The sequence below is a fragment of the Streptomyces sp. NPDC003635 genome, from assembly GCF_053587635.1.
In genome coordinates, this window is the sequence record NZ_JBSFOK010000021.1 from 108,878 (window position 1) to 131,721 (window position 22,844).

Here is a 22,844-nt window from a genome sequence, read left to right on the forward strand (position 1 = left end):
CTATACCCGTTATCGTTGTGCGGTATGCCTGCGTTCGGTTGGTCCCGTCGCGCGGGCATGGACCCGATTGAAAGGACCCGGAGAGCTATGCCTCCCAAGAAGAAGAAGGTCACGGGGCTCATCAAGCTCCAGATCCAGGCCGGTGCCGCCAACCCGGCCCCGCCGGTCGGCCCCGCGCTGGGTCAGCACGGCGTGAACATCATGGAGTTCTGCAAGGCCTACAACGCCGCGACCGAGTCGCAGCGCGGTTGGGTCATCCCGGTGGAGATCACGGTCTACGAGGACCGCTCCTTCACCTTCATCACCAAGACCCCGCCGGCCGCGAAGATGATCCTCAAGGCCGCTGGTGTCGAGAAGGGCTCCGGCGAGCCGCACAAGACCAAGGTCGCCAAGATCACCGAGGCGCAGGTCCGCGAGATCGCCACCACCAAGATGCCCGACCTCAACGCCAATGACCTGGACGCCGCGTCCAAGATCATCGCCGGCACCGCCCGTTCCATGGGCATCACGGTCGAGGGCTGATCCCCAAACCCCCTGCAGTAGTGGCAGGGCCTGCTCGGCCCGGACCACGACTCCTAAGAGAACCCCAGGAGCAGTAGTGAGCAAGCGCAGCAAGTCTCTCCGCGCTGCGGACGCCAAGATCGACCGGGAGAAGCTCTACGCCCCGCTCGAGGCCGTCCGTCTCGCCAAGGAGACCTCCACGACCAAGTTCGACGGCACCGTCGAGGTCGCCTTCCGTCTGGGTGTCGACCCGCGCAAGGCCGACCAGATGGTCCGTGGCACCGTGAACCTCCCGCACGGCACCGGTAAGACCGCCCGGGTCCTGGTCTTCGCGACCGGTGACCGTGCCGAGGCCGCTCGTGCCGCGGGCGCCGACATCGTCGGCGCCGACGAGCTCATCGACGAGGTGTCGAAGGGCCGTCTGGACTTCGACGCCGTCGTCGCCACCCCGGACCTCATGGGCAAGGTCGGCCGCCTCGGCCGCGTGCTCGGTCCGCGTGGTCTGATGCCGAACCCGAAGACCGGCACCGTGACGCCGGACGTCGCCAAGGCTGTCAACGACATCAAGGGCGGCAAGATCGAGTTCCGCGTCGACAAGCACTCGAACCTGCACTTCATCATCGGCAAGACGTCGTTCGACGACACCAAGCTGGTGGAGAACTACGGCGCGGCCCTGGAGGAGATCCTCCGTCTGAAGCCGTCCGCCGCCAAGGGTCGCTACATCAAGAAGGCCGCCATCAGCACCACGATGGGCCCCGGCATCCAGCTCGACCCGAACCGCACCCGCAACCTCCTCGTCGAGGAGGACCCGGCCGCGGTCTGAGCCTGACGGCTCGCTGAAGTCGGCGAACGGGCCCCGCACCTTCGAGGTGCGGGGCCCGTTTCCCTTTGCCCCAGGGGAACCGCGGCTGTGCCCCAGGGAACTGCCGCCGTGCCGCTCGGAATTGGCGCGACCGGTTCCGCGTCGATCAGCTAGGCTCGCCACCCTGTTTGTGTATCGGCCATGTGTTCCTTGGGGGGAATCGATGGGGCTTTCCGTACGACGTTCCGCGCGCACTCGGACGATCGGCGCCGGGCTCGCCGCCGTGGCCCTCGCCGCGGGTGCGGTGAGCTGCTCCGGGGGCGACTCCAAGGGCAAGGGGGAGGCCGGGGGCGACTCGCCGAAGATGACGCCCGCGGCGGCCGTGGCGGCAGCGGCGAAGAACTCGGACGACATCACGTCCCTGCGCTACCGCATGACGGGCAAGGTCCCGGAGACCGGCCGGGTCAAGGCCGAGGCCTCCATGCGGATGGAGCCCGAGATCGCGATGTCCATGAAGATGACGGCGCTCGACGAGGGCGCGGACGGCACCATGGAGATCCGCCTCGTCGACAAGGCCATGTACATGGGCGGCAACCCCGAGCTGGCCAAGGAGATGGACGGCAAGAGCTGGATGAAGTTCGACCTGTCCGCGATGGGCGACGCGCTCGGCGGGAGCCCGGCCGGGGGCGCCGGCCAGGCCGAGCAGAACCCGGCGGCCGAGTCCACCTTCCTGACCGGTGCCGAGGATGTCGAGAAGGTCGGCACGGAGAAGGTCGAGGGCGTCGAGACGACCCACTACCAGGGCACCCTCACGCTCGACGAGCTCCGCGCCTCCTTCAAGGACGAGGACAAGAAGACGCGCGAGAAGCGTGAGAAGAGCGTCCAGCAGTACGAGGAGATGGGCGTCGACAAGCTCACGATGGACATGTGGGTCGACGGCGAGGACCACACCAAGCAGTTCCGGATGCGGGGCGACGCCGACAAGGGCCCGCTGGACATCACCATCACCTTCCTCGACATCAACAAGCCGGTGACGGTCAAGGCTCCGCCCGCCAGGGACACCGTGGACCTGGCGGAGATGATGGCGGAACTCGGCGAGAGCTGAGGGTCGTAGGACCGGATTTGCCCCGGGGCGATCCGGTCACGTACTCTCTTGCAGAAGCCAAAGACCGCTGGTCGTTGCCGTGCTCTCGGAAGAGGGTCCGGTGGCCGAAGGATCCGCTGAACTGCGGACGACCCGCGCAGGTGACTGTGGAAGTGCTCCTGGTCCGGTTCCGTTCTCGCGGAATTGCTCCGGTTGAGCTACGCCCCGTGCGCCTGCGCCGGGGCGTTTCGTTTTCCCCAGTCCTCCTTCGGGTCCGCGCGGTCCGAATCACCCGGAAGGAGGCCGAGGCTCTATGGCGAGGCCCGACAAGGCTGCCGCGGTTGCCGAGCTGACGGACAAGTTCCGCAGCTCCAACGCCGCCGTGCTGACCGAGTACCGCGGTCTCACCGTGGCGCAGCTCAAGACGCTGCGTCGTTCGCTCGGTGAGAACGCCCAGTACGCCGTGGTGAAGAACACGCTGACCAAGATTGCGGCCAACGAGGCCGGGATCACGCTGGACGACCAGCTCTTCGCTGGTCCGACGGCCGTCGCCTTCGTCACCGGAGACCCGGTGGAGTCGGCGAAGGGTCTTCGTGACTTCGCCAAGGACAACCCGAACCTCATCATCAAGGGCGGTGTCCTTGACGGCAAGGCGCTGTCCGCCGATGAGATCAAGAAGCTTGCGGACCTCGAGTCCCGCGAGGTTCTGCTCGCCAAGCTGGCGGGTGCCATGAAGGGCAAGCAGTCCCAGGCTGCCGCGCTCTTCCAGGCGCTCCCGTCGAAGCTCGTCCGCACCGTGGACGCGCTTCGCGCCAAGCAGGCCGAGCAGGGCGGTGCCGAGTAATTCGGCTCGCATCATGACCGCCGCCTGACGCGGTGGTCGTAGCGGGCCGAACGTACGCCCGCCAGTCATGTACATCCGGCACCAGCCGAATTAGTGGAAGGAAAGCCATCATGGCTCTCACCCAGGAAGAACTGCTCGCCGAGTTCGAGAACATGACCCTCATCCAGCTCGCCGAGTTCGTCTCGGCGTTCGAGGAGAAGTTCGACGTCACCGCTGCCGCCCCGGTCGCCGTTGCCGCCGCCGGTGCCCCGGGTGCCCCGGCCGCCGCCGCCGAGGAGGAGAAGGACGAGTTCGACGTCATCCTCACCGGTGCGGGCGACAAGAAGATCCAGGTCATCAAGGTCGTGCGTGAGCTGACCTCCCTCGGCCTGAAGGAGGCCAAGGACCTGGTGGACGGCGCCCCGAAGCCCGTCCTCGAGAAGGTCGCCAAGGACGCCGCCGAGAAGGCCGCCGAGTCCCTCAAGGGCGCCGGCGCCTCCGTCGAGGTCAAGTAAGACCTCACGGTCCGCCGCGGACCCGAGCGAGCTGATTGCGGCCCCGTAGGGCTGTAACGCGAGCGCACCGAAGAGCGATCATCCATCTGGGTGGTCGCTCTTCGGCGTTCCCGGGGGCAGGGCCGCGGTTGCCTTGCGCCTCAGGTCACGAGGGGTATGGTGATCTTCGTCGTGTCTCCGGCCGCCCCGGTTCTGCCAAGGGGGGCCTTGACGAACCGCACGCAGCGCGCAATTCTCAGGACGCGTCGTCACAACGGTCCGAATCCGAGGCATGGATCGACGACGAAGAGGGCAGTATCAACGTGCATCGAGGGCGGGAATGCCGAGGGCGTTGAGGACGACGAGGGTCGCTAAGAGGGTTGAGAAATACCCGCACTGGACATCAGTGTGCCAAGTGGCTACACTGACCCTTTGCGCTGCCTGTTAGCTGTCCCCTGCCCGTCACCAGGGGCATGCCCTCGCCCGAGCACAGACGACCAGACCATCCCTGACCTGGGATTTGTGTCCCTGTGTGTGGGAGAGGGGCCGGTACGCGCGTAGTGAGTCCGAGCCCTCGGAAGGACCCCCTCTTGGCCGCCTCGCGCACTGCCTCGACCGCGAATACGAACAACGGCGCCAGCACCGCCCCGCTGCGCATCTCCTTTGCAAAGATCAAGGAGCCCCTCGAGGTTCCCAACCTGCTCGCGCTGCAGACCGAGAGCTTTGACTGGCTGCTCGGGAACACCGCCTGGCAGAGTCGGGTCGAGGCGGCTCTGGAGTCCGGTCAGGACGTCCCCACCAAGTCCGGTCTGGAGGAGATCTTCGAGGAGATCTCTCCGATCGAGGACTTCTCCGGGTCGATGTCGCTGACGTTCCGCGACCACCGTTTCGAGCCGCCGAAGAACAGCATCGACGAGTGCAAGGAGCGCGACTTCACGTACGCCGCCCCGCTCTTCGTGACGGCTGAGTTCACCAACAACGAGACCGGCGAGATCAAGTCCCAGACGGTCTTCATGGGCGACTTCCCGCTCATGACGAACAAGGGCACCTTCGTCATCAACGGCACCGAGCGTGTCGTGGTGTCGCAGCTGGTCCGCTCGCCCGGTGTCTACTTCGACTCCTCCATCGACAAGACGTCCGACAAGGACATCTTCTCGGCCAAGATCATCCCGTCCCGGGGTGCCTGGCTCGAGATGGAGATCGACAAGCGCGACATGGTCGGTGTGCGTATCGACCGCAAGCGCAAGCAGTCCGTGACCGTCCTGCTCAAGGCTCTCGGTTGGACGACCGAGCAGATCCTCGAGGAGTTCGGCGAGTACGAGTCGATGCGCGCCACCCTGGAGAAGGACCACACCCAGGGCCAGGACGACGCGCTGCTCGACATCTACCGCAAGCTGCGTCCGGGCGAGCCCCCCACGCGTGAGGCCGCGCAGACGCTGCTGGAGAACCTGTACTTCAACCCGAAGCGCTACGACCTCGCCAAGGTCGGCCGCTACAAGGTCAACAAGAAGCTGGGCGCCGACGCTCCGCTGGACGCGGGCATCCTGACCGTCGAGGACGTCATCTCGACGATCAAGTACCTGGTCAAGCTGCACGCCGGTGAGACCGAGACGGTCGCCGACAGCGGTCAGACGATCGTCGTCGAGACCGACGACATCGACCACTTCGGCAACCGTCGTCTGCGCAGCGTCGGCGAGCTCATCCAGAACCAGGTCCGTACGGGTCTGGCGCGTATGGAGCGTGTCGTCCGCGAGCGCATGACGACTCAGGACGTCGAGGCGATCACGCCGCAGACCCTGATCAACATCCGGCCGGTCGTCGCCTCCATCAAGGAGTTCTTCGGCACCAGCCAGCTGTCGCAGTTCATGGACCAGAACAACCCGCTGTCGGGTCTCACCCACAAGCGCCGTCTGTCGGCTCTTGGCCCGGGTGGTCTCTCCCGTGAGCGGGCCGGCTTCGAGGTCCGTGACGTGCACCCGTCTCACTACGGCCGTATGTGCCCGATCGAGACGCCCGAAGGCCCGAACATCGGTCTGATCGGTTCGCTGGCCTCCTACGGCCGGGTCAACGCGTTCGGTTTCGTCGAGACCCCGTACCGCAAGGTCGTCGACGGCCAGGTCACCGACGAGGTGGACTACCTGACCGCCGACGAGGAGGACCGGTTCGTCATCGCGCAGGCCAACGCCACGCTCGGCGACGACCTGCGCTTCTCCGAGGCCCGTGTCCTCGTTCGCCGCCGTGGCGGCGAGGTCGACTACGTCAGCCCCGAGGACGTCGACTACATGGACGTCTCGCCGCGCCAGATGGTGTCGGTCGCGACCGCCATGATCCCCTTCCTCGAGCACGACGACGCCAACCGTGCCCTCATGGGCGCGAACATGATGCGTCAGGCCGTGCCGCTGATTAAGTCCGAGTCCCCGCTCGTCGGCACCGGCATGGAGTACCGCTCCGCCGTCGACGCCGGTGACGTGGTCAAGGCCGAGAAGGCGGGTGTGGTCCAGGAGGTCTCCGCGGACTACATCACCACCGCCAACGACGACGGCACGTACATCACGTACCGCCTGGCCAAGTTCGCCCGCTCCAACCAGGGCACCTCGGTCAACCAGAAGGTCATCGTCAACGAGGGCGACCGGATCATCGAGGGCCAGGTCCTCGCCGACGGTCCGGCCACCCAGAACGGCGAGATGGCCCTCGGCAAGAACCTGCTCGTGGCGTTCATGCCGTGGGAGGGTCACAACTACGAGGACGCGATCATCCTGTCGCAGCGCCTCGTGCAGGACGACGTCCTCTCCTCGATCCACATCGAGGAGCACGAGGTCGACGCCCGTGACACCAAGCTCGGCCCCGAGGAGATCACCCGGGACATCCCGAACGTCTCCGAGGAGGTCCTCGCCGACCTCGACGAGCGCGGCATCATCCGCATCGGCGCCGAGGTCATCGCCGGCGACATCCTCGTCGGCAAGGTCACGCCCAAGGGTGAGACCGAGCTGACGCCGGAGGAGCGCCTGCTGCGCGCGATCTTCGGTGAGAAGGCCCGTGAGGTCCGTGACACGTCGCTGAAGGTGCCGCACGGCGAGACCGGCAAGGTCATCGGCGTCCGCGTCTTCGACCGCGAGGAGGGCGACGAGCTTCCCCCCGGTGTGAACCAGCTGGTGCGCGTCTACGTCGCGCAGAAGCGCAAGATCACCGACGGTGACAAGCTCGCCGGCCGTCACGGCAACAAGGGTGTCATCTCCAAGATCCTGCCCATCGAGGACATGCCGTTCCTCGAGGACGGGACCCCGGTCGACATCATCCTCAACCCGCTCGGTGTGCCGTCCCGAATGAACCCGGGACAGGTTCTGGAGATCCACCTCGGCTGGCTCGCCAGCCGCGGCTGGGACGTCTCCGGTCTCGCCGACGAGTGGGCGCAGCGCCTCCAGGCCATCGGCGCCGACAGTGTCGCCCCCGGCACCAACGTCGCCACCCCGGTCTTCGACGGTGCGCGTGAGGACGAGCTCGCGGGTCTGCTGCAGCACACCATCCCGAACCGCGACGGCGAGCGCATGGTGCTTCCGTCCGGCAAGGCGCGGCTGTTCGACGGCCGTAGCGGTGAGCCGTTCCCGGACCCGATCTCGGTCGGCTACATGTACATCCTGAAGCTGCACCACCTGGTCGACGACAAGCTGCACGCCCGGTCGACCGGCCCGTACTCGATGATCACCCAGCAGCCGCTGGGTGGTAAGGCTCAGTTCGGTGGCCAGCGGTTCGGCGAGATGGAGGTGTGGGCCCTCGAGGCCTACGGCGCCGCGTACGCCCTCCAGGAGCTGCTGACCATCAAGTCCGACGACGTCACCGGCCGCGTGAAGGTCTACGAGGCCATCGTCAAGGGCGAGAACATCCCCGAGCCCGGCATCCCCGAGTCCTTCAAGGTGCTCATCAAGGAGATGCAGTCCCTGTGCCTGAACGTGGAGGTGCTGTCCAGCGACGGTATGTCCATCGAGATGCGTGACACCGACGAGGATGTCTTCCGCGCCGCGGAGGAGCTCGGCATCGACCTGTCCCGGCGCGAGCCGAGCAGCGTCGAAGAGGTCTGACGGGAGTTCGGCCGGGCTCGTGAAGAGCCCGGCCGGCCCCAGGACCCCCGTATCAGACCAAAGACTTACAACCCTGAGAGGGATTGACGCATAGTGCTCGACGTCAACTTCTTCGACGAGCTCCGGATCGGTCTGGCCACCGCTGACGACATCCGTCAGTGGAGCCACGGCGAGGTCAAGAAGCCCGAGACCATCAACTACCGCACCCTCAAGCCCGAAAAGGACGGACTCTTCTGCGAGAAGATCTTCGGTCCGACCCGGGACTGGGAGTGCTACTGCGGCAAGTACAAGCGCGTCCGCTTCAAGGGCATCATCTGTGAGCGCTGCGGCGTCGAGGTCACTCGCGCCAAGGTGCGCCGTGAGCGGATGGGCCACATCGAGCTGGCCGCTCCCGTCACCCACATCTGGTACTTCAAGGGCGTTCCGTCGCGGCTGGGCTACCTGCTCGACCTCGCCCCGAAGGACCTCGAGAAGGTCATCTACTTCGCGGCGTACATGATCACGTACGTCGACGAGGAGCGCCGTACCCGTGACCTGCCCTCCCTGGAGGCGCATGTCTCGGTGGAGCGTCAGCAGGTCGAGAACCGTCGCGACGCCGACCTGGAGGCCCGCGCCAAGAAGCTCGAGTCGGACCTGGCCGAGCTGGAGGCCGAGGGTGCCAAGGCCGACGTGCGCCGCAAGGTGCGCGAGGGTGCCGAGCGTGAGATGAAGCAGCTGCGCGACCGCGCGCAGCGCGAGATCGACCGCCTCGACGAGGTGTGGACCCGGTTCAAGAACCTCAAGGTCCAGGACCTCGAGGGCGACGAGCTGCTCTACCGCGAGCTGCGCGACCGCTTCGGCACGTACTTCGACGGTTCGATGGGTGCCGCGGCGCTGCAGAAGCGCCTGGAGTCCTTCGACCTCGACGAGGAGGCCGAGAAGCTCCGCGAGATCATCCGTACCGGCAAGGGCCAGAAGAAGACCCGTGCGCTGAAGCGGCTGAAGGTCGTGTCTGCCTTCCTGCAGACCTCCAACAGCCCCAAGGGCATGGTCCTCGACTGCGTCCCGGTCATCCCGCCGGACCTTCGCCCGATGGTGCAGCTGGACGGTGGCCGCTTCGCGACCTCCGACCTGAACGACCTGTACCGCCGTGTGATCAACCGGAACAACCGACTGAAGCGCCTTCTCGACCTCGGTGCGCCCGAGATCATCGTGAACAACGAGAAGCGCATGCTCCAGGAGGCCGTCGACGCCCTCTTCGACAACGGTCGTCGTGGTCGCCCGGTCACCGGTCCCGGTAACCGCCCGCTGAAGTCCCTCAGCGACATGCTGAAGGGTAAGCAGGGTCGATTCCGTCAGAACCTGCTCGGCAAGCGAGTCGACTACTCGGCGCGTTCCGTCATCGTCGTCGGCCCGCAGCTGAAGCTGCACCAGTGCGGTCTGCCCAAGGCCATGGCGCTGGAGCTCTTCAAGCCGTTCGTGATGAAGCGCCTGGTCGACCTGAACCACGCGCAGAACATCAAGTCGGCCAAGCGCATGGTCGAGCGCGGCCGCACCGTCGTGTACGACGTCCTCGAAGAGGTCATCGCCGAGCACCCGGTGCTGCTGAACCGTGCGCCCACGCTGCACCGCCTCGGCATCCAGGCCTTCGAGCCGCAGCTGGTCGAGGGCAAGGCCATCCAGATCCACCCGCTCGTCTGCACCGCGTTCAACGCGGACTTCGACGGTGACCAGATGGCCGTGCACCTGCCGCTGTCCGCGGAGGCGCAGGCCGAGGCCCGCATCCTGATGCTGTCCTCGAACAACATCCTCAAGCCCGCCGACGGCCGTCCGGTGACGATGCCGACCCAGGACATGGTCCTCGGTCTGTTCTTCCTCACCACCGACGGTGAGATGCGGGGCGTCAAGGGTGAGGACCGCTCCTTCGCGTCCGTCGCCGAGGCGATCATGGCCTTCGACGCGGGCGAGCTCTCCCTGCAGTCGCCGATCGACATCCGCTTCCCGGTGGGCACCATCCCGCCGCGTGGCTGGACGCCGCCGGCGCAGGAGGAGGGCGAGCCGGAGTGGCAGCAGGGTGACTCCTTCCGCCTGCGGACGACCCTGGGCCGCGCGCTCTTCAACGAGCTGCTGCCCGAGGACTACCCGTTCGTCGACTACGAGGTCGGCAAGAAGCAGCTCTCCGAGATCGTCAACGACCTCGCCGAGCGCTACCCCAAGGTCATCGTGGCGGCGACGCTCGACAACCTGAAGGCGGCCGGCTTCTACTGGGCGACCCGTTCCGGTGTCACCGTGGCCATCTCCGACGTCGTCGTTCCCGAGGCGAAGAAGGAGATCGTCCGCGGCTACGAGGCGCAGGACGAGAAGGTCCAGAAGCAGTACGAGCGCGGTCTGATCACCAAGGACGAGCGCACCCAGGAACTCATCGCGATCTGGACCAAGGCGACCAACGAGGTCGCCGAGGCCATGAACGAGAACTTCCCGAAGACCAACCCGATCTTCATGATGGTGAACTCGGGTGCACGAGGCAACATGATGCAGATGCGTCAGATTGCCGGTATGCGTGGTCTGGTGTCGAACGCCAAGAACGAGACGATCCCGCGTCCCATCAAGGCGTCCTTCCGTGAGGGCCTGTCCGTGCTGGAGTACTTCATCTCCACGCACGGTGCCCGTAAGGGTCTGGCGGACACCGCCCTGCGTACCGCCGACTCGGGTTACCTGACCCGTCGTCTGGTGGACGTCTCGCAGGACGTCATCATCCGCGAGGAGGACTGCGGCACCGAGCGCGGCCTCAAGCTCGACATCGCCGAGCGCGGCGCCGACGGCGTGCTGCGCAAGGCGGACAACGTCGAGACGTCCGTGTACGCGCGCTGCCTCGCCGAGGACATCGTCGTCGACGGCAAGGTGCTGGCCCCGGCCGGTACCGACCTCGGTGACGTGCTCATCGACGAGCTGGTCAAGTACGGCGTCCAGACGGTCAAGACCCGCTCGGTCCTGACCTGTGAGTCCGCCGTCGGCACCTGCGCCATGTGCTACGGCCGCTCGCTGGCCACCGGCAAGCTGGTCGACATCGGTGAGGCGGTCGGCATCATCGCCGCCCAGTCCATCGGTGAGCCCGGTACCCAGCTGACGATGCGTACCTTCCACACCGGTGGTGTGGCCGGTGACGACATCACCCAGGGTCTGCCCCGTGTCGTCGAGCTCTTCGAGGCCCGTACTCCGAAGGGTGTCGCCCCGATCTCCGAGGCCTCCGGCCGCGTGCGGATCGAGGAGACCGAGAAGACCAAGAAGATCGTCGTCACCCCGGACGACGGCAGCGACGAGACGGCGTTCCCGATCTCGAAGCGTGCCAAGGTCCTGGTCCGCGAGGGCGACCACGTCGAGGTGGGCCAGCAGCTCACCGTGGGTGCCACCAACCCGCACGACGTGCTGCGCATCCTGGGTCAGCGTGCCGTCCAGGTCCACCTGGTCGGCGAGGTCCAGAAGGTCTACAACTCGCAGGGTGTGTCGATCCACGACAAGCACATCGAGATCATCATCCGGCAGATGCTCCGCCGTGTGACGATCATCGAGTCCGGCGACGCCGAGCTGCTGCCCGGTGAGCTGGTCGAGCGCTCGAAGTTCGAGACCGAGAACCGTCGTGTGGTGCAGGAGGGCGGTCACCCGGCCTCCGGTCGTCCGCAGCTCATGGGTATCACCAAGGCCTCGCTGGCCACGGAGTCCTGGCTGTCGGCGGCGTCCTTCCAGGAGACGACGCGAGTCCTCACGGACGCGGCGATCAACGCCAAGTCCGACTCGCTCATCGGCCTCAAGGAGAACGTCATCATCGGTAAGCTCATCCCGGCCGGTACGGGTCTGTCCCGCTACCGCAACATCCGGGTCGAGCCGACCGAGGAGGCCAAGGCCGCGATGTACTCGGCCGTCGGCTACGACGACATCGACTACTCGCCGTTCGGCACGGGCTCCGGCCAGGCCGTTCCGCTGGAGGACTACGACTACGGTCCGTACAACCAGTAAGCGAGTCGCTTGAGTTGAAGGGCGGTCACCCGATGGGGTGGCCGCCCTTCGGCGTGTTCGGGGTCGCTGTTCGAGTGGATTGGCCCGTGTCCCCCGGCGGGGTCCGCGGCGCCGGTCCGCCGTTGTGCGAGGTTGGGCCGGACCCAGCCGAGCGGAGGCGGAGGCGACATGACGTCAGCGATGGCCCGGATGCTCGCCGTAGTGGCGCTGGTGGCCACGGCGGCCTGTGGGGGCGGGGGTTCCGACTCGGTTCAGGAACAGACCCGGCCGACCGGGGCCGAGGGGAGCGGGACGGTTCGGGGGACGGCCGAGGGGGACGGGGCGGGGACGCCCACGTCGGAGGAAGAGCGGCTCGCCTCGATCTTTCCGGGAAGTGACTCGCAGGGTGGGTCGGCCTCGTCGATCAAGCTGCCGAGGACGGAAGTGGGGGAGCCGGCGGAGGGAAGGACGCGGGTCGCGGGGGTGAGCGGGGAGAAGCCCAAGGGGCTTGAAGGAGTCAGGGGGGAGATCGACAACGCGGAACTCGTGTTCATCCAGAAGTGTCTGGGCGAGGTGCCTCCGGAGGGCTGCGAGGTGATCTTCCAGGTCACCCCGACCGAACCGGGGCCGTACAGCGGGGAGCTGACCTTCACGATGGACGACGGGTCGACCGTCACAGCCCCCGTGTCCGGCGAAGCGGTGGGAGCGGTGACCACGACGTCGGCGCCGCCAGTCGAGCCGACCACCACCGCGCCGGCGCCGGTGACGCCCACGGAGGTGGTGCCCGAGACGGAGGACGTGCCCACGGACGTCCCCACACCGGACGACGAGTACGAGCTCCCCTGAGCGCGGTCCGGTCATGGGTCCGCGTAGATCTCCATCCACGCCGTGCCGTCGTCGGGCAGCATCACGACATGGCGGTCCCGATAGCTCCGCGCCTCGTGGGAGATGAGGTAGAAGCGGGTCGGCGCCTTCGCGAGGACGCGGAACCCGTGGTACGTGTAGCGGTACGGCGCGTTCTTCGCGCCGCGGTCGACGAGCGTGATCCCCCGCGCATGGTGGGCCAGGGGCACCCGGGAATGGACGACCACGATCGGGATGCCGTCAAACCCCTCGTCCGCGTGCAGCATGGCGTCGCCCCGCCCCATGTCCGCCACGTAGAGCGCCATCGCGAAGAAGAGGCTCAGCGTCAGCAGTCCGATGGCCAGCGTGCCGCCCGCCAGCCACATCCGGTCCGCCTGACGGGCCTGCCGGACCCTGGGACCCGGGACCTCGGTCAGGCGCAGATGGACGGCGAAGGCGGCCAGCGTGGCTCCCACGGCCACCATGACGACCGGGAGGAACCGGCGCGCCCAGCCAGGCGGGAAGAGGATCTCCACGTCCGTGATGAAGGTCGGGAACCCGACGATCACCAGGGCCGCCCCCGTCGCGAGAAGCCAGCGGATGGCCTTCTGCCGCGCTGTCGCTCGCCCCGGCCCCGCCAGCGCGAGCCCGAGCCGCCCGAGCGCCAGGAACGCGATCAGCCCGCCGCCCAGCAGCAGGCACAGGGGGACGAAGACGGCGCTGCTGCTGGTGGCGACGACGCCCTGGACGGAGAACCCGAGATCCTCCGGGAGGACGCTGAGGGTGGAGTAGTACGCCTTGATGTAGACGCTGCCGAAGTAGTAGAGCAGGGCGAAGACCACGGTGCCGGGGGCCGCCACGATCGCCGCCTTCTTCACGAACGTGGCCGTCGGTGACGGCGTGGGCTCGGGGGCGGCGGGCGGCGCGGTCATGATCCTCAGTCTGTTGGGGCGTGTCCACGGCCGCACGTGGAGCCGGTCCCCTGGGGGACGTGTCCGGGTTTTCTCCGGGTCCGACCCCTGTGCCGGGATTGCCGGGACAGCGCATCATGGAGGGACTCCGAACGGTACGGGGGAGGTGCCCGATGTCGTATCCGGTGTGGCCGTCGTGGCAGGGCGGCACCCCTTCGATGCTCGCCTCGCATGCCGAGCGGGAGCGAGCGGTGGACGTGCTGCGGGCGGGGTTCGGGGAAGGGCGGCTGGAGCAGCCGGAGTTCGAGAAGCGGGTGGCCCGGGCGTACGCGGCTCGTACGGTGGGGGAGTTGGGGCTGCTGGTGGCCGACCTGCCCAACGGTCCCGTGGCGCGGCACCCGGTGCCCGTCGTGGCCGCGGCGCCGCCCCGGACGAACGGGAAGGCGGTCGGAGCCGCCGTCTGCGGGCTGCTGTGTGTGGTCAGTTTCGGGCTCACCGGCATACCGGCGGTCGTGCTGGGGCACTCGGCCCGTTCCGAGATACAGCGGACCGGGGAGTCCGGCGACGGGCTCGCGCTCACCGGTCTGGTGCTCGGGTGGCTGTCCACGGCCGGCTGGGCCGTCGTACTGACGCTGGTTCTGGTGGCCGCCGCGGTGTCGGGGTCGTAGATTCGAAGACGACGCCGAGGGTGTCCGGAGCGTGGATCCCGAAGATCGATTTCGTGGATTCGAAGATCGATCCCGGCGGGCGGTCTTGACATGGGCCGTGCGGGGATGTGAGCGGGCCTCATTTGTTTTGACCGCAGCGAATGAGGTAGGTACGCTCAGACCTTGTGCCTGGGGTGTGCCCTGGCTCTCGTGCGTGCCTTCAACCGCATAGCGAGCTGTGAGCGGCCACCGTAATCTGTGCTCTTTTCGCCTCGCGGCGGGAGTCCGCCGGATTCGACACACCCGACCGCGTGGGTCGGCGACGTTCCAGGTTAGCTGTACCCATCGGCACACAGAAACCGGAGAAGTAGTGCCTACGATCCAGCAGCTGGTCCGTAAGGGCCGGCAGGACAAGGTCGAGAAGAACAAGACGCCCGCACTCGAGGGTTCCCCTCAGCGTCGCGGCGTCTGCACGCGTGTGTTCACGACCACCCCGAAGAAGCCGAACTCGGCCCTGCGTAAGGTCGCGCGTGTGCGTCTGACCAGCGGGATCGAGGTCACCGCTTACATTCCGGGTGAGGGACACAACCTGCAGGAGCACTCCATCGTGCTCGTGCGTGGTGGCCGTGTGAAGGACCTGCCGGGTGTTCGCTACAAGATCATCCGCGGTTCCCTCGACACCCAGGGTGTCAAGAACCGCAAGCAGGCCCGCAGCCGCTACGGCGCCAAGAAGGAGAAGTAAGAATGCCTCGTAAGGGCCCCGCCCCGAAGCGCCCGGTCATCATCGACCCGGTCTACGGTTCTCCTCTGGTGACCTCCCTGATCAACAAGGTGCTGCTGAACGGCAAGCGCTCCACCGCCGAGCGCATCGTCTACGGCGCCATGGAGGGCCTGCGCGAGAAGACCGGCAACGACCCGGTCATCACGCTGAAGCGCGCTCTCGAGAACATCAAGCCGACCCTCGAGGTCAAGTCCCGCCGTGTCGGTGGCGCCACCTACCAGGTGCCGGTCGAGGTCAAGCCCGGCCGCGCCAACACCCTGGCGCTGCGCTGGCTGGTCGGTTACTCCCGCGCCCGTCGCGAGAAGACCATGACCGAGCGTCTGCTCAACGAGCTTCTCGACGCTTCGAACGGCCTCGGTGCGGCCGTCAAGAAGCGCGAGGACACGCACAAGATGGCCGAGTCCAACAAGGCCTTCGCGCACTACCGCTGGTAGTCGCAGTCCACATCGAGACCGAGAGAAGACTGAAGCCTTATGGCTACCACTTCGCTTGACCTGGCCAGGGTCCGCAACATCGGGATCATGGCCCACATCGACGCGGGCAAGACGACCACCACCGAGCGGATCCTGTTCTACACCGGTGTGTCCTACAAGATCGGTGAGGTCCACGACGGCGCTGCCACCATGGACTGGATGGAGCAGGAGCAGGAGCGTGGCATCACGATCACCTCTGCTGCCACCACCTGTCACTGGCCGCTCGAGGGCGTCGACCACACCATCAACATCATCGACACCCCGGGTCACGTCGACTTCACCGTCGAGGTGGAGCGTTCGCTCCGCGTCCTCGACGGCGCCGTGACGGTGTTCGACGGCGTTGCCGGTGTGGAGCCGCAGTCGGAGACGGTGTGGCGTCAGGCCGACCGTTACGGCGTGCCCCGCATCTGCTTCGTCAACAAGCTGGACCGTACCGGCGCTGAGTTCCACCGCTGCGTGGACATGATCTCGGACCGCCTGGGCGCCCAGCCGCTCGTCATGCAGCTCCCGATCGGCGCCGAGGCCGACTTCAAGGGCGTCGTCGACCTCGTGACGATGAAGGCCCTGGTCTGGTCCGCCGAGGCGGCCAAGGGCGAGATGTACGACGTCGTCGACATCCCGGCCACGCACACCGAGGCTGCCGAGGAGTACCGCGGCAAGCTCGTCGAGGCCGTCGCCGAGAACGACGAAGAGATCATGGAGCTGTACCTGGAGGGCGAGGAGCCCTCCGAGGAGCAGCTGTACGCCGCGATCCGTCGTATCACCATCGCGTCCGGCAAGTCCTCGGACACCACGGTCACCCCGGTGTTCTGTGGCACCGCGTTCAAGAACAAGGGCGTCCAGCCCCTGCTCGACGCGGTCGTGCGCTACCTGCCGACCCCCCTCGACGTCGAGGCCATCGAGGGCCACGACGTCAAGGACCCCGAGGTCGTCGTCAAGCGCAAGCCGTCCGACGAGGAGCCGCTGTCGGCTCTGGCGTTCAAGATCATGAGCGACCCGCACCTCGGCAAGCTCACCTTCGTCCGGATCTACTCCGGTCGCCTGGAGTCCGGCACCGCCGTGCTGAACTCCGTCAAGGGCAAGAAGGAGCGCATCGGCAAGATCTACCGCATGCACGCGAACAAGCGTGAGGAGATCGAGTCGGTGGGCGCCGGCGACATCGTCGCCGTCATGGGCCTGAAGCAGACCACCACCGGTGAGACGCTGTCCGACGACAAGCAGCCGGTGATCCTGGAGTCCATGGACTTCCCGGCGCCGGTCATCCAGGTCGCCATCGAGCCCAAGTCGAAGGGCGACCAGGAGAAGCTGGGCGTCGCGATCCAGCGCCTGGCCGAGGAGGACCCGTCCTTCCAGGTCCACTCGGACGAGGAGACGGGCCAGACCATCATCGGTGGTATGGGCGAGCTGCACCTCGAGGTGCTGGTCGACCGTATGCGCCGTGAGTTCAAGGTCGAGGCCAACGTCGGCAAGCCGCAGGTCGCCTACCGCGAGACGATCCGCAAGGCCGTCGAGCGCGTCGACTACACGCACAAGAAGCAGACTGGTGGTACCGGCCAGTTCGCCAAGGTGCAGATCGCGATCGAGCCGATCGAGGGCGGCGACGCCTCGTACGAGTTCGTGAACAAGGTGACCGGTGGTCGTATCCCGAAGGAGTACATCCCTTCGGTCGACGCCGGTGCGCAGGAGGCCATGCAGTTCGGCATCCTCGCCGGGTACGAGATGACGGGCGTCCGCGTCACGCTTCTCGACGGTGCCTACCACGAGGTCGACTCCTCCGAGCTCGCGTTCAAGATCGCCGGTTCGCAGGCCTTCAAGGAGGCCGCGCGCAAGGCCAGCCCCGTGCTGCTCGAGCCGATGATGGCCGTCGAGGTCACCACGCCCGAGGACTACATGGGCGAGGTCATCGGCGACATCAACTCCCGCCGTGGCCAGATCCAGGCCATGGAGGAGCGGGCCGGTGCCCGCGTCGTGAAGGGCCTCGTGCCCCTCTCGGAGATGTTCGGTTACGTCGGCGACCTGCGCAGCAAGACGTCCGGCCGGGCCAGCTACTCCATGCAGTTCGACTCCTACGCCGAGGTTCCGCGGAACGTCGCCGAGGAGATCATCGCGAAGGCCAAGGGCGAGTAACGCTCCGCGTTCTCACGCTTTAGGCTTGACTCCGGAGCCTCGTGGGGCATTCCACCGCAATCGTGGTGAAGTGCCCCCGGGCCCGGGCTTTCCAGCAAAGATCACCTGGCGCCGATGAAGCAAGGCGTTCAGAACCACTCCACAGGAGGACCCCAGTGGCGAAGGCGAAGTTCGAGCGGACTAAGCCGCACGTCAACATCGGCACCATCGGTCACATCGACCACGGTAAGACGACCCTCACGGCCGCCATTACCAAGGTGCTGCACGACGCGTTCCCGGACCTGAACGAGGCCTCGGCGTTCGACCAGATCGACAAGGCTCCTGAGGAGCGCCAGCGCGGTATCACCATCTCCATCGCGCACGTCGAGTACCAGACGGAGACCCGTCACTACGCCCACGTCGACTGCCCCGGTCACGCGGACTACATCAAGAACATGATCACCGGTGCTGCCCAGATGGACGGCGCCATCCTCGTGGTCGCCGCCACCGACGGCCCGATGCCGCAGACCAAGGAGCACGTGCTCCTGGCCCGCCAGGTCGGCGTTCCGTACATCGTCGTCGCCCTGAACAAGGCCGACATGGTGGACGACGAGGAGATCCTGGAGCTCGTCGAGCTCGAGGTTCGTGAGCTGCTCTCCGAGTACGAGTTCCCGGGCGACGACCTGCCGGTCGTCAAGGTCTCGGCGCTCAAGGCCCTTGAGGGCGACAAGGAGTGGGGCAACTCCGTCCTCGAGCTCATGAAGGCCGTGGACGAGAACATCCCGCAGCCCGAGCGTGACGTCGACAAGCCGTTCCTCATGCCGATCGAGGACGTCTTCACGATCACCGGTCGCGGTACGGTCGTCACCGGCCGTATCGAGCGTGGTGTCCTCAAGGTCAACGAGACCGTTGACATCGTGGGCATCAAGCAGGAGAAGACCACCACCACGGTCACCGGCATCGAGATGTTCCGCAAGCTGCTCGACGAGGGCCAGGCCGGTGAGAACGTCGGTCTGCTGCTCCGCGGCATCAAGCGCGAGGACGTCGAGCGCGGCCAGGTCATCATCAAGCCGGGCTCGGTCACCCCGCACACCGAGTTCGAGGCGCAGGCCTACATCCTCTCCAAGGACGAGGGTGGCCGCCACACGCCGTTCTTCAACAACTACCGTCCGCAGTTCTACTTCCGTACGACGGACGTGACCGGCGTGGTGACCCTCCCCGAGGGCACCGAGATGGTCATGCCGGGTGACAACACCGAGATGAAGGTGGAGCTCATCCAGCCCGTCGCCATGGAAGAGGGCCTGAAGTTCGCCATCCGTGAGGGTGGCCGGACCGTGGGCGCCGGCCAGGTCACCAAGATCACGAAGTGATCTTGGCCCGACAGGGCTGACCGGTAGGTCTCTGAAGGGGCCCGTACGACTTCGGTCGTACGGGCCTTTTCGCGTTCCCGGGGAACGGGGGACCGCGCCACGGCGTCGACCGCGGCTGTCCCGCAAGCCCGACGTGTGGCGGTACACCTGGAACACCCAGGACCATCAGCCCAGTCCTTCGTCGACCGGTGGCACTCCGAGCGGGCCGGGGAGGGCGAGGATCTGCGGGAGGTGAACCGGCGGGCCCGTGGGGAGGAGGCGCGCCGGCAGGTGCAGCGGGTGATCGCCACGGAGCCGGCGGCGCCCGGAGAGGGGTGAGCCCGGTCAGGTGGTCACGAATGATGAGCAAAATGGTTGACGTAAGTGCTGAACTGGGGCGATTGGCCGAGCTTGACGAACTCACCGGCCCGGCGGCGGCCGCGGTACTCCAGGCCGCGGGCTGGGAGGGTGAGCGCAGGAATCCGGCGAAGGAGTGGGCCACCACATGGCGACGTGGCGACGCGCATGCCTGGATTCAGGGCGACGGGCCGATCGTGCAGATCGAGTTCACGCTCTGGTACCGGGAGGTCGAGGACGAATGGCCGGACCCCGACACCTACCTCGATGACCTCTACGACGCCGGCTCGGCCGTGCTCCCGCGCGTCGTCGCGCAGCTGGAATCCGGTCTCGGTGCCCGGCTCGAACCCGCCGAGGAGGATCTGACCGACGGCGCGGACTACATCGACCACACCGCGTGGTGGTTTTCGGGCAAGGCCCTGCTGGCCGGCGTCAAGCAGGACGACACCGACGCGCCGGTGCAACTGGTCGTGGTGGTGCGCGAACGCGGTGACGGGGCGGAGGACGACGAGGGGGAGTGGCTCTGAGGCGCGGCTTCCTCGCGTCACGAGGGGGGCGGTGGTGATCGTTCTGCCGAGGGCGCTCGTCCAGTCGCTCGCGGAGGTGTGAGCGCGCGGGGGCGCCGAGTCGGGTCTCGTATCCGCTGACTCGGCGGCCTGACCAGGTCGCGTCCCCATGACGGTGAGCCCGGGCGCGCGTCAGGACGCACCCGGGCTCGGTTCCCCCCGCTGTCCCCGGTCAGGTGGTCACGTTCGCTGCCACAGGGCGGGGACGTTCGGGGGCTCCCACCCGGCCTGGGCCTGGTGGTACTGGAGGCAGCGGTAGGTGACGCCGCCGTACGTCACCGTCGCGCCGGCCTGGTAGACCGTGCCGGCCGCCCACGTGCCCCCGCCAGGCTCCCCGGGGTCACCGGGACCGCTCGTCGTGGTCTTCAGGGTGAGGCCGTACGCCTGGAGGATCGGGTTGAGCGGCTGGAAGTACGTGGTGCCGCCGCTGTTGCAGTTGCCCGAGCCGCCCGAGGTGACACCCTGGGCCTGGCTGCCGGAGATGTAGGAGCCGCCCGAGTCGCCCGGCTCGGCGCACACGCTGGTCCGGGTGACCCCGGAGATGGTTCCCTCCGGGTAGGTGACGCTGGTGTTCAGCTGCTGGATCGTGCCGCAGTGCCAGCCCGTGGTCGACCCGGAGCGGCACACGGAGGACCCGACCGGCGCCTGCGTCGAACCGGCGACCTGGACGCTTGACCCGGCGACGTTCGGGGTCGCCGTCCAGCTGGAGTTGGCCGCCACCCACGCCATGTCGTTGCCGGGGAAGACCGATGCCTGGAAGGTGCCCTGCGCGACCCGGTTGAAGCCGGTGGTGCTGTTCCCGGCGCGGCCGCAGTGGCCCGCCGTGGCGAAGCCCTGCGTGGTGCCCCGGGTGACCGCGAAGCCGACGGAGCAGCGCGAGCCGCTGCCGATGTAGTACGCGTCGCCGCCGCGCAGGTCGTACAGCGGGCGCGGCTGCTCGCCCGACGTCACGAAGCGGGCGAGGGCGCCGTCCACGCGGGCGGCCTCGAGCAGCGCGCGCCCGGCGGACGGGCGTACCGCCTCCACGACCAGCGCGTTGCTGCGCACGTCGACGTACCAGACGGGGGTGTCGGTGGTCGCCCGCCGGGTCGCCGTACGGTCCAGGCGGGCCTTGGCCGCGTCCAGGTCGGCGAGGGAGTGGCGTACGACGGCCGCGGTCGCGCCGGCCGCCTCGATCGCCCGTACGTCGCCGGCGTCCGTCGTCGCCACGGTCAGCGTGGCCGACTCCGCGCCGCGCACCCAGGCGCCCGCGAAGTCCTTGCCGAGTGCGAGGCGCAGCCGGCCCGCGGTGGTGCCCGCCTCGGCCTCGTTCGCGAGGCGGGCCCGGACCTGCGCGGAGTCGATGCCGAGGTCCCGCTGCATGGCGTGGAGGAGTGCGGACGGGACCTCGGCGGTCCGGGAGGTGCCCGCCGCGGTGGCGGAGGGTTCGGTGCCGGCGCTCGCGGAGCCGCTGAGCCCGGCCACGAGCAGGGCACCGGCCGCCACCGCGGCGGCGCCCGCCGCTCGGGCGGGTCTGGTGAGCCGTTGGAGCATGGGGAGGTCTCCTCGGATTCGGTTTCGGTGGGTGGTTCGGTGGTTTCCGTGCGTGGGGCAGTGCGGAGCGTGCCGAAACCGTAGGGAGGGCCAGACGGGGGGCATAAGACGTCAGCCCACCCCCTGCCCCGGCGTTATGGAACGCGGGGCAGGGGGAGAGGGCGCCGGTTCAGGGGCGGTCGGATCGCCCCGCCAGCCAGTCCGTGTACGTCGCGCTGCGTGCCGCCGTTCCCGCGTGGGCGCTGCGGGCCTGGGCCAGGACCGTTGCCGCGGTGTCCGGCTGCTGGGTCGCCGGGTGCCAGCCCAGCAGGTGGCGCCAGACCAGGGGCGTGCCGGTGAGGGGGCGGGTGGTGATGCCGGGGGTGGTGGGGAAGGAGGCCCGGCACAGGCCGACCGCCCGGCCGACCTGCACGAGGTGGACGACGGAGGAGGTGTCCGTCTCGTACATCCGGCGCGGGCTGAAGCCGGCGCGCGCGCAGGCCGCGGTGAAGCACTCGGCGAAGCAGCCGTCGCCGGGGACGCAGGCCCACTCCTCGTCGGCCAGGGCGGCCAGGTCGGTCTCCGGACCGCGGGCGAGCGGGTGCGCGTCGGCGAGCATGACGAAGACCGGGTCGACGGCGATCTCCCGCCACACGAGGTGCCCCGCACCCGGCGGGGTCGCGGAGCCGCAGGTGCCGGTGAGGGCGAAGTCGAGCCGCCCTTCGGTCAGTTGCTCGGCCAGCTCCCGCTCTGACCAGGAGGCGCGGGTGGTGACGGCGGCGCCGGGGGCGGCCTCGGCGAGCCGGTCGACCAGCGCCCCGAGGAGCGGTCCGTGCGTGCCGCCGAGCCGTAGCCGCTCCGGCTCCTGGCGGGCCCGCGCGAACCGCGTCGCCTCCCGTTGGAGCTCGGAGACGGCGGGCAGGACGACCCGGGTGCGCTCCAGCACGAGTTCGCCGAGCGGGGTGGCGCGTACGCCGTGCCTGCCTCGCTCGAACAGGGCGCCGCCCAGGGCCCGTTCGATGCGCTTGAGCTGTGCGCTCAGGGCGGGCTGGGCGAGCCCGAGAGCGGTGGCGGCCCGGGTGAGGCTGCCCGCGTCGGCGATCGTCCGGATGGTCCTGAGATGCCGCAACTCCAGCTCCATACAGGGAGCTTGCTGGGCGGGAGGGGTGAGGGCAAGGGGCTGGTATGGACCAGTTGCGGTCGTCCTGATCGCTCGGTGCGTTCCGCCATCGCATTGATCCCGCACCGGACGTGGACGCGTGCAACGCGAGGGCCACCGTCGTGCCGGGCGCTCCGTGTGCGCCGGCGGGAGGCGTCAGGTCCGACATCGCGCCTTTCGAGGCCACCCGACAGCCCTTCCGGCGAACATCAGTGCAAGGTAAGTTCGCGTGTGCATACGGGTGTTGGTGATGTGCACGTGGCGGGGGTTGCGGTATGGCGGGGCATCGGCCCACGGATTGGCATGTGCTGGACCTGGAGAAGGATCCGGTGCCGGGGGATCCGCAGCAGGTGCGGTTGCTGGCGAAGTCGTTGCACGACTTCGCGGA

The 22,844-nt window shown here is 67.9% G+C and carries 18 protein-coding genes; 15 read left to right on the top strand and 3 right to left on the bottom strand.

Annotated features, from left to right (window positions below; translation table 11 throughout):
• Window positions 1–87: 87 nt before the first annotated feature.
• From rplK to ACWDRW_RS21170, 8 genes are all read left to right on the top strand, one after another.
• Window positions 88–522, top strand: coding sequence for a 50S ribosomal protein L11 (gene rplK, locus ACWDRW_RS21135; protein ID WP_016645192.1), 435 nt, complete (start codon window positions 88–90; stop codon window positions 520–522).
• Window positions 523–598: 76 nt separating this feature from the next.
• On the top strand, window positions 599–1,324 hold the full coding sequence (rplA, locus tag ACWDRW_RS21140; protein WP_186281125.1) for a 50S ribosomal protein L1: 726 nt from the start codon (window positions 599–601) through the stop codon (window positions 1,322–1,324).
• Window positions 1,325–1,526: 202 nt separating this feature from the next.
• Window positions 1,527–2,408: a DUF1396 domain-containing protein gene (locus ACWDRW_RS21145; RefSeq protein WP_451725259.1), complete on the top strand. Its 882-nt coding sequence runs from the start codon at window positions 1,527–1,529 to the stop codon at window positions 2,406–2,408.
• Window positions 2,409–2,700: 292 nt separating this feature from the next.
• Window positions 2,701–3,231 carry a 50S ribosomal protein L10 gene (rplJ, locus tag ACWDRW_RS21150; RefSeq protein ID WP_451725261.1) on the top strand — a complete coding sequence of 177 codons (531 nt, stop codon included), beginning with the start codon at window positions 2,701–2,703 and terminating at the stop codon, window positions 3,229–3,231.
• A gap of 107 nt (window positions 3,232–3,338) precedes the next feature.
• Window positions 3,339–3,725, top strand: a complete 387-nt coding sequence (gene rplL, locus ACWDRW_RS21155) for a 50S ribosomal protein L7/L12 (RefSeq protein WP_451725285.1) — start codon at window positions 3,339–3,341, stop codon at window positions 3,723–3,725.
• A gap of 569 nt (window positions 3,726–4,294) precedes the next feature.
• The gene (gene rpoB, locus ACWDRW_RS21160) at window positions 4,295–7,780 is read left to right on the top strand and encodes a DNA-directed RNA polymerase subunit beta (RefSeq protein WP_451725262.1); all 3,486 of its coding nucleotides are present in this window, start codon (window positions 4,295–4,297) and stop codon (window positions 7,778–7,780) included.
• Between the two features lie 93 nt (window positions 7,781–7,873).
• Window positions 7,874–11,773, top strand: coding sequence for a DNA-directed RNA polymerase subunit beta' (locus tag ACWDRW_RS21165; protein ID WP_451725263.1), 3,900 nt, complete (start codon window positions 7,874–7,876; stop codon window positions 11,771–11,773).
• Between the two features lie 168 nt (window positions 11,774–11,941).
• The gene (locus ACWDRW_RS21170) at window positions 11,942–12,598 is read left to right on the top strand and encodes a hypothetical protein (protein ID WP_451725264.1); all 657 of its coding nucleotides are present in this window, start codon (window positions 11,942–11,944) and stop codon (window positions 12,596–12,598) included.
• Between the two features lie 11 nt (window positions 12,599–12,609).
• Here the strand turns inward: ACWDRW_RS21170 and ACWDRW_RS21175 are convergent, their stop codons facing one another.
• Window positions 12,610–13,527: a hypothetical protein gene (locus tag ACWDRW_RS21175; RefSeq protein ID WP_451725265.1), complete on the bottom strand. Its 918-nt coding sequence runs from the start codon at window positions 13,525–13,527 to the stop codon at window positions 12,610–12,612.
• A 152-nt stretch (window positions 13,528–13,679) separates the two neighbouring features.
• On the opposite strand from ACWDRW_RS21175, the gene ACWDRW_RS21180 reads away from it, so the two are divergent.
• From ACWDRW_RS21180 to ACWDRW_RS21210, 7 genes are all read left to right on the top strand, one after another.
• Entirely contained in the window at window positions 13,680–14,174 is a 495-nt protein-coding gene (locus ACWDRW_RS21180) for a DUF1707 and DUF4190 domain-containing protein (RefSeq protein ID WP_451725266.1), read from the top strand.
• Between the two features lie 349 nt (window positions 14,175–14,523).
• Window positions 14,524–14,895, top strand: a complete 372-nt coding sequence (gene rpsL / locus ACWDRW_RS21185) for a 30S ribosomal protein S12 (protein ID WP_003948652.1) — start codon at window positions 14,524–14,526, stop codon at window positions 14,893–14,895.
• A 2-nt stretch (window positions 14,896–14,897) separates the two neighbouring features.
• The gene (gene rpsG / locus ACWDRW_RS21190) at window positions 14,898–15,368 is read left to right on the top strand and encodes a 30S ribosomal protein S7 (RefSeq protein WP_003998848.1); all 471 of its coding nucleotides are present in this window, start codon (window positions 14,898–14,900) and stop codon (window positions 15,366–15,368) included.
• A 39-nt stretch (window positions 15,369–15,407) separates the two neighbouring features.
• Window positions 15,408–17,534, top strand: a complete 2,127-nt coding sequence (fusA, locus tag ACWDRW_RS21195; RefSeq protein ID WP_451725268.1) for an elongation factor G — start codon at window positions 15,408–15,410, stop codon at window positions 17,532–17,534.
• A 155-nt stretch (window positions 17,535–17,689) separates the two neighbouring features.
• On the top strand, window positions 17,690–18,883 hold the full coding sequence (tuf, locus tag ACWDRW_RS21200; RefSeq protein WP_451725270.1) for an elongation factor Tu: 1,194 nt from the start codon (window positions 17,690–17,692) through the stop codon (window positions 18,881–18,883).
• A 135-nt stretch (window positions 18,884–19,018) separates the two neighbouring features.
• On the top strand, window positions 19,019–19,201 hold the full coding sequence (locus ACWDRW_RS21205) for a hypothetical protein (protein ID WP_451725272.1): 183 nt from the start codon (window positions 19,019–19,021) through the stop codon (window positions 19,199–19,201).
• A 62-nt stretch (window positions 19,202–19,263) separates the two neighbouring features.
• Window positions 19,264–19,746, top strand: coding sequence for a hypothetical protein (locus ACWDRW_RS21210; protein WP_451725274.1), 483 nt, complete (start codon window positions 19,264–19,266; stop codon window positions 19,744–19,746).
• Between the two features lie 219 nt (window positions 19,747–19,965).
• Here the strand turns inward: ACWDRW_RS21210 and ACWDRW_RS21215 are convergent, their stop codons facing one another.
• Together ACWDRW_RS21215 and ACWDRW_RS21220 are read right to left on the bottom strand one after the other, a co-directional pair.
• Window positions 19,966–21,318, bottom strand: a complete 1,353-nt coding sequence (locus tag ACWDRW_RS21215) for a trypsin-like serine protease (protein WP_451725276.1) — start codon at window positions 21,316–21,318, stop codon at window positions 19,966–19,968.
• A 169-nt stretch (window positions 21,319–21,487) separates the two neighbouring features.
• Window positions 21,488–22,438 (bottom strand): LysR substrate-binding domain-containing protein, encoded by a 951-nt coding sequence (locus ACWDRW_RS21220; protein WP_451725277.1) that lies wholly within the window; start codon window positions 22,436–22,438, stop codon window positions 21,488–21,490.
• Window positions 22,439–22,844 lie beyond the last annotated feature (406 nt).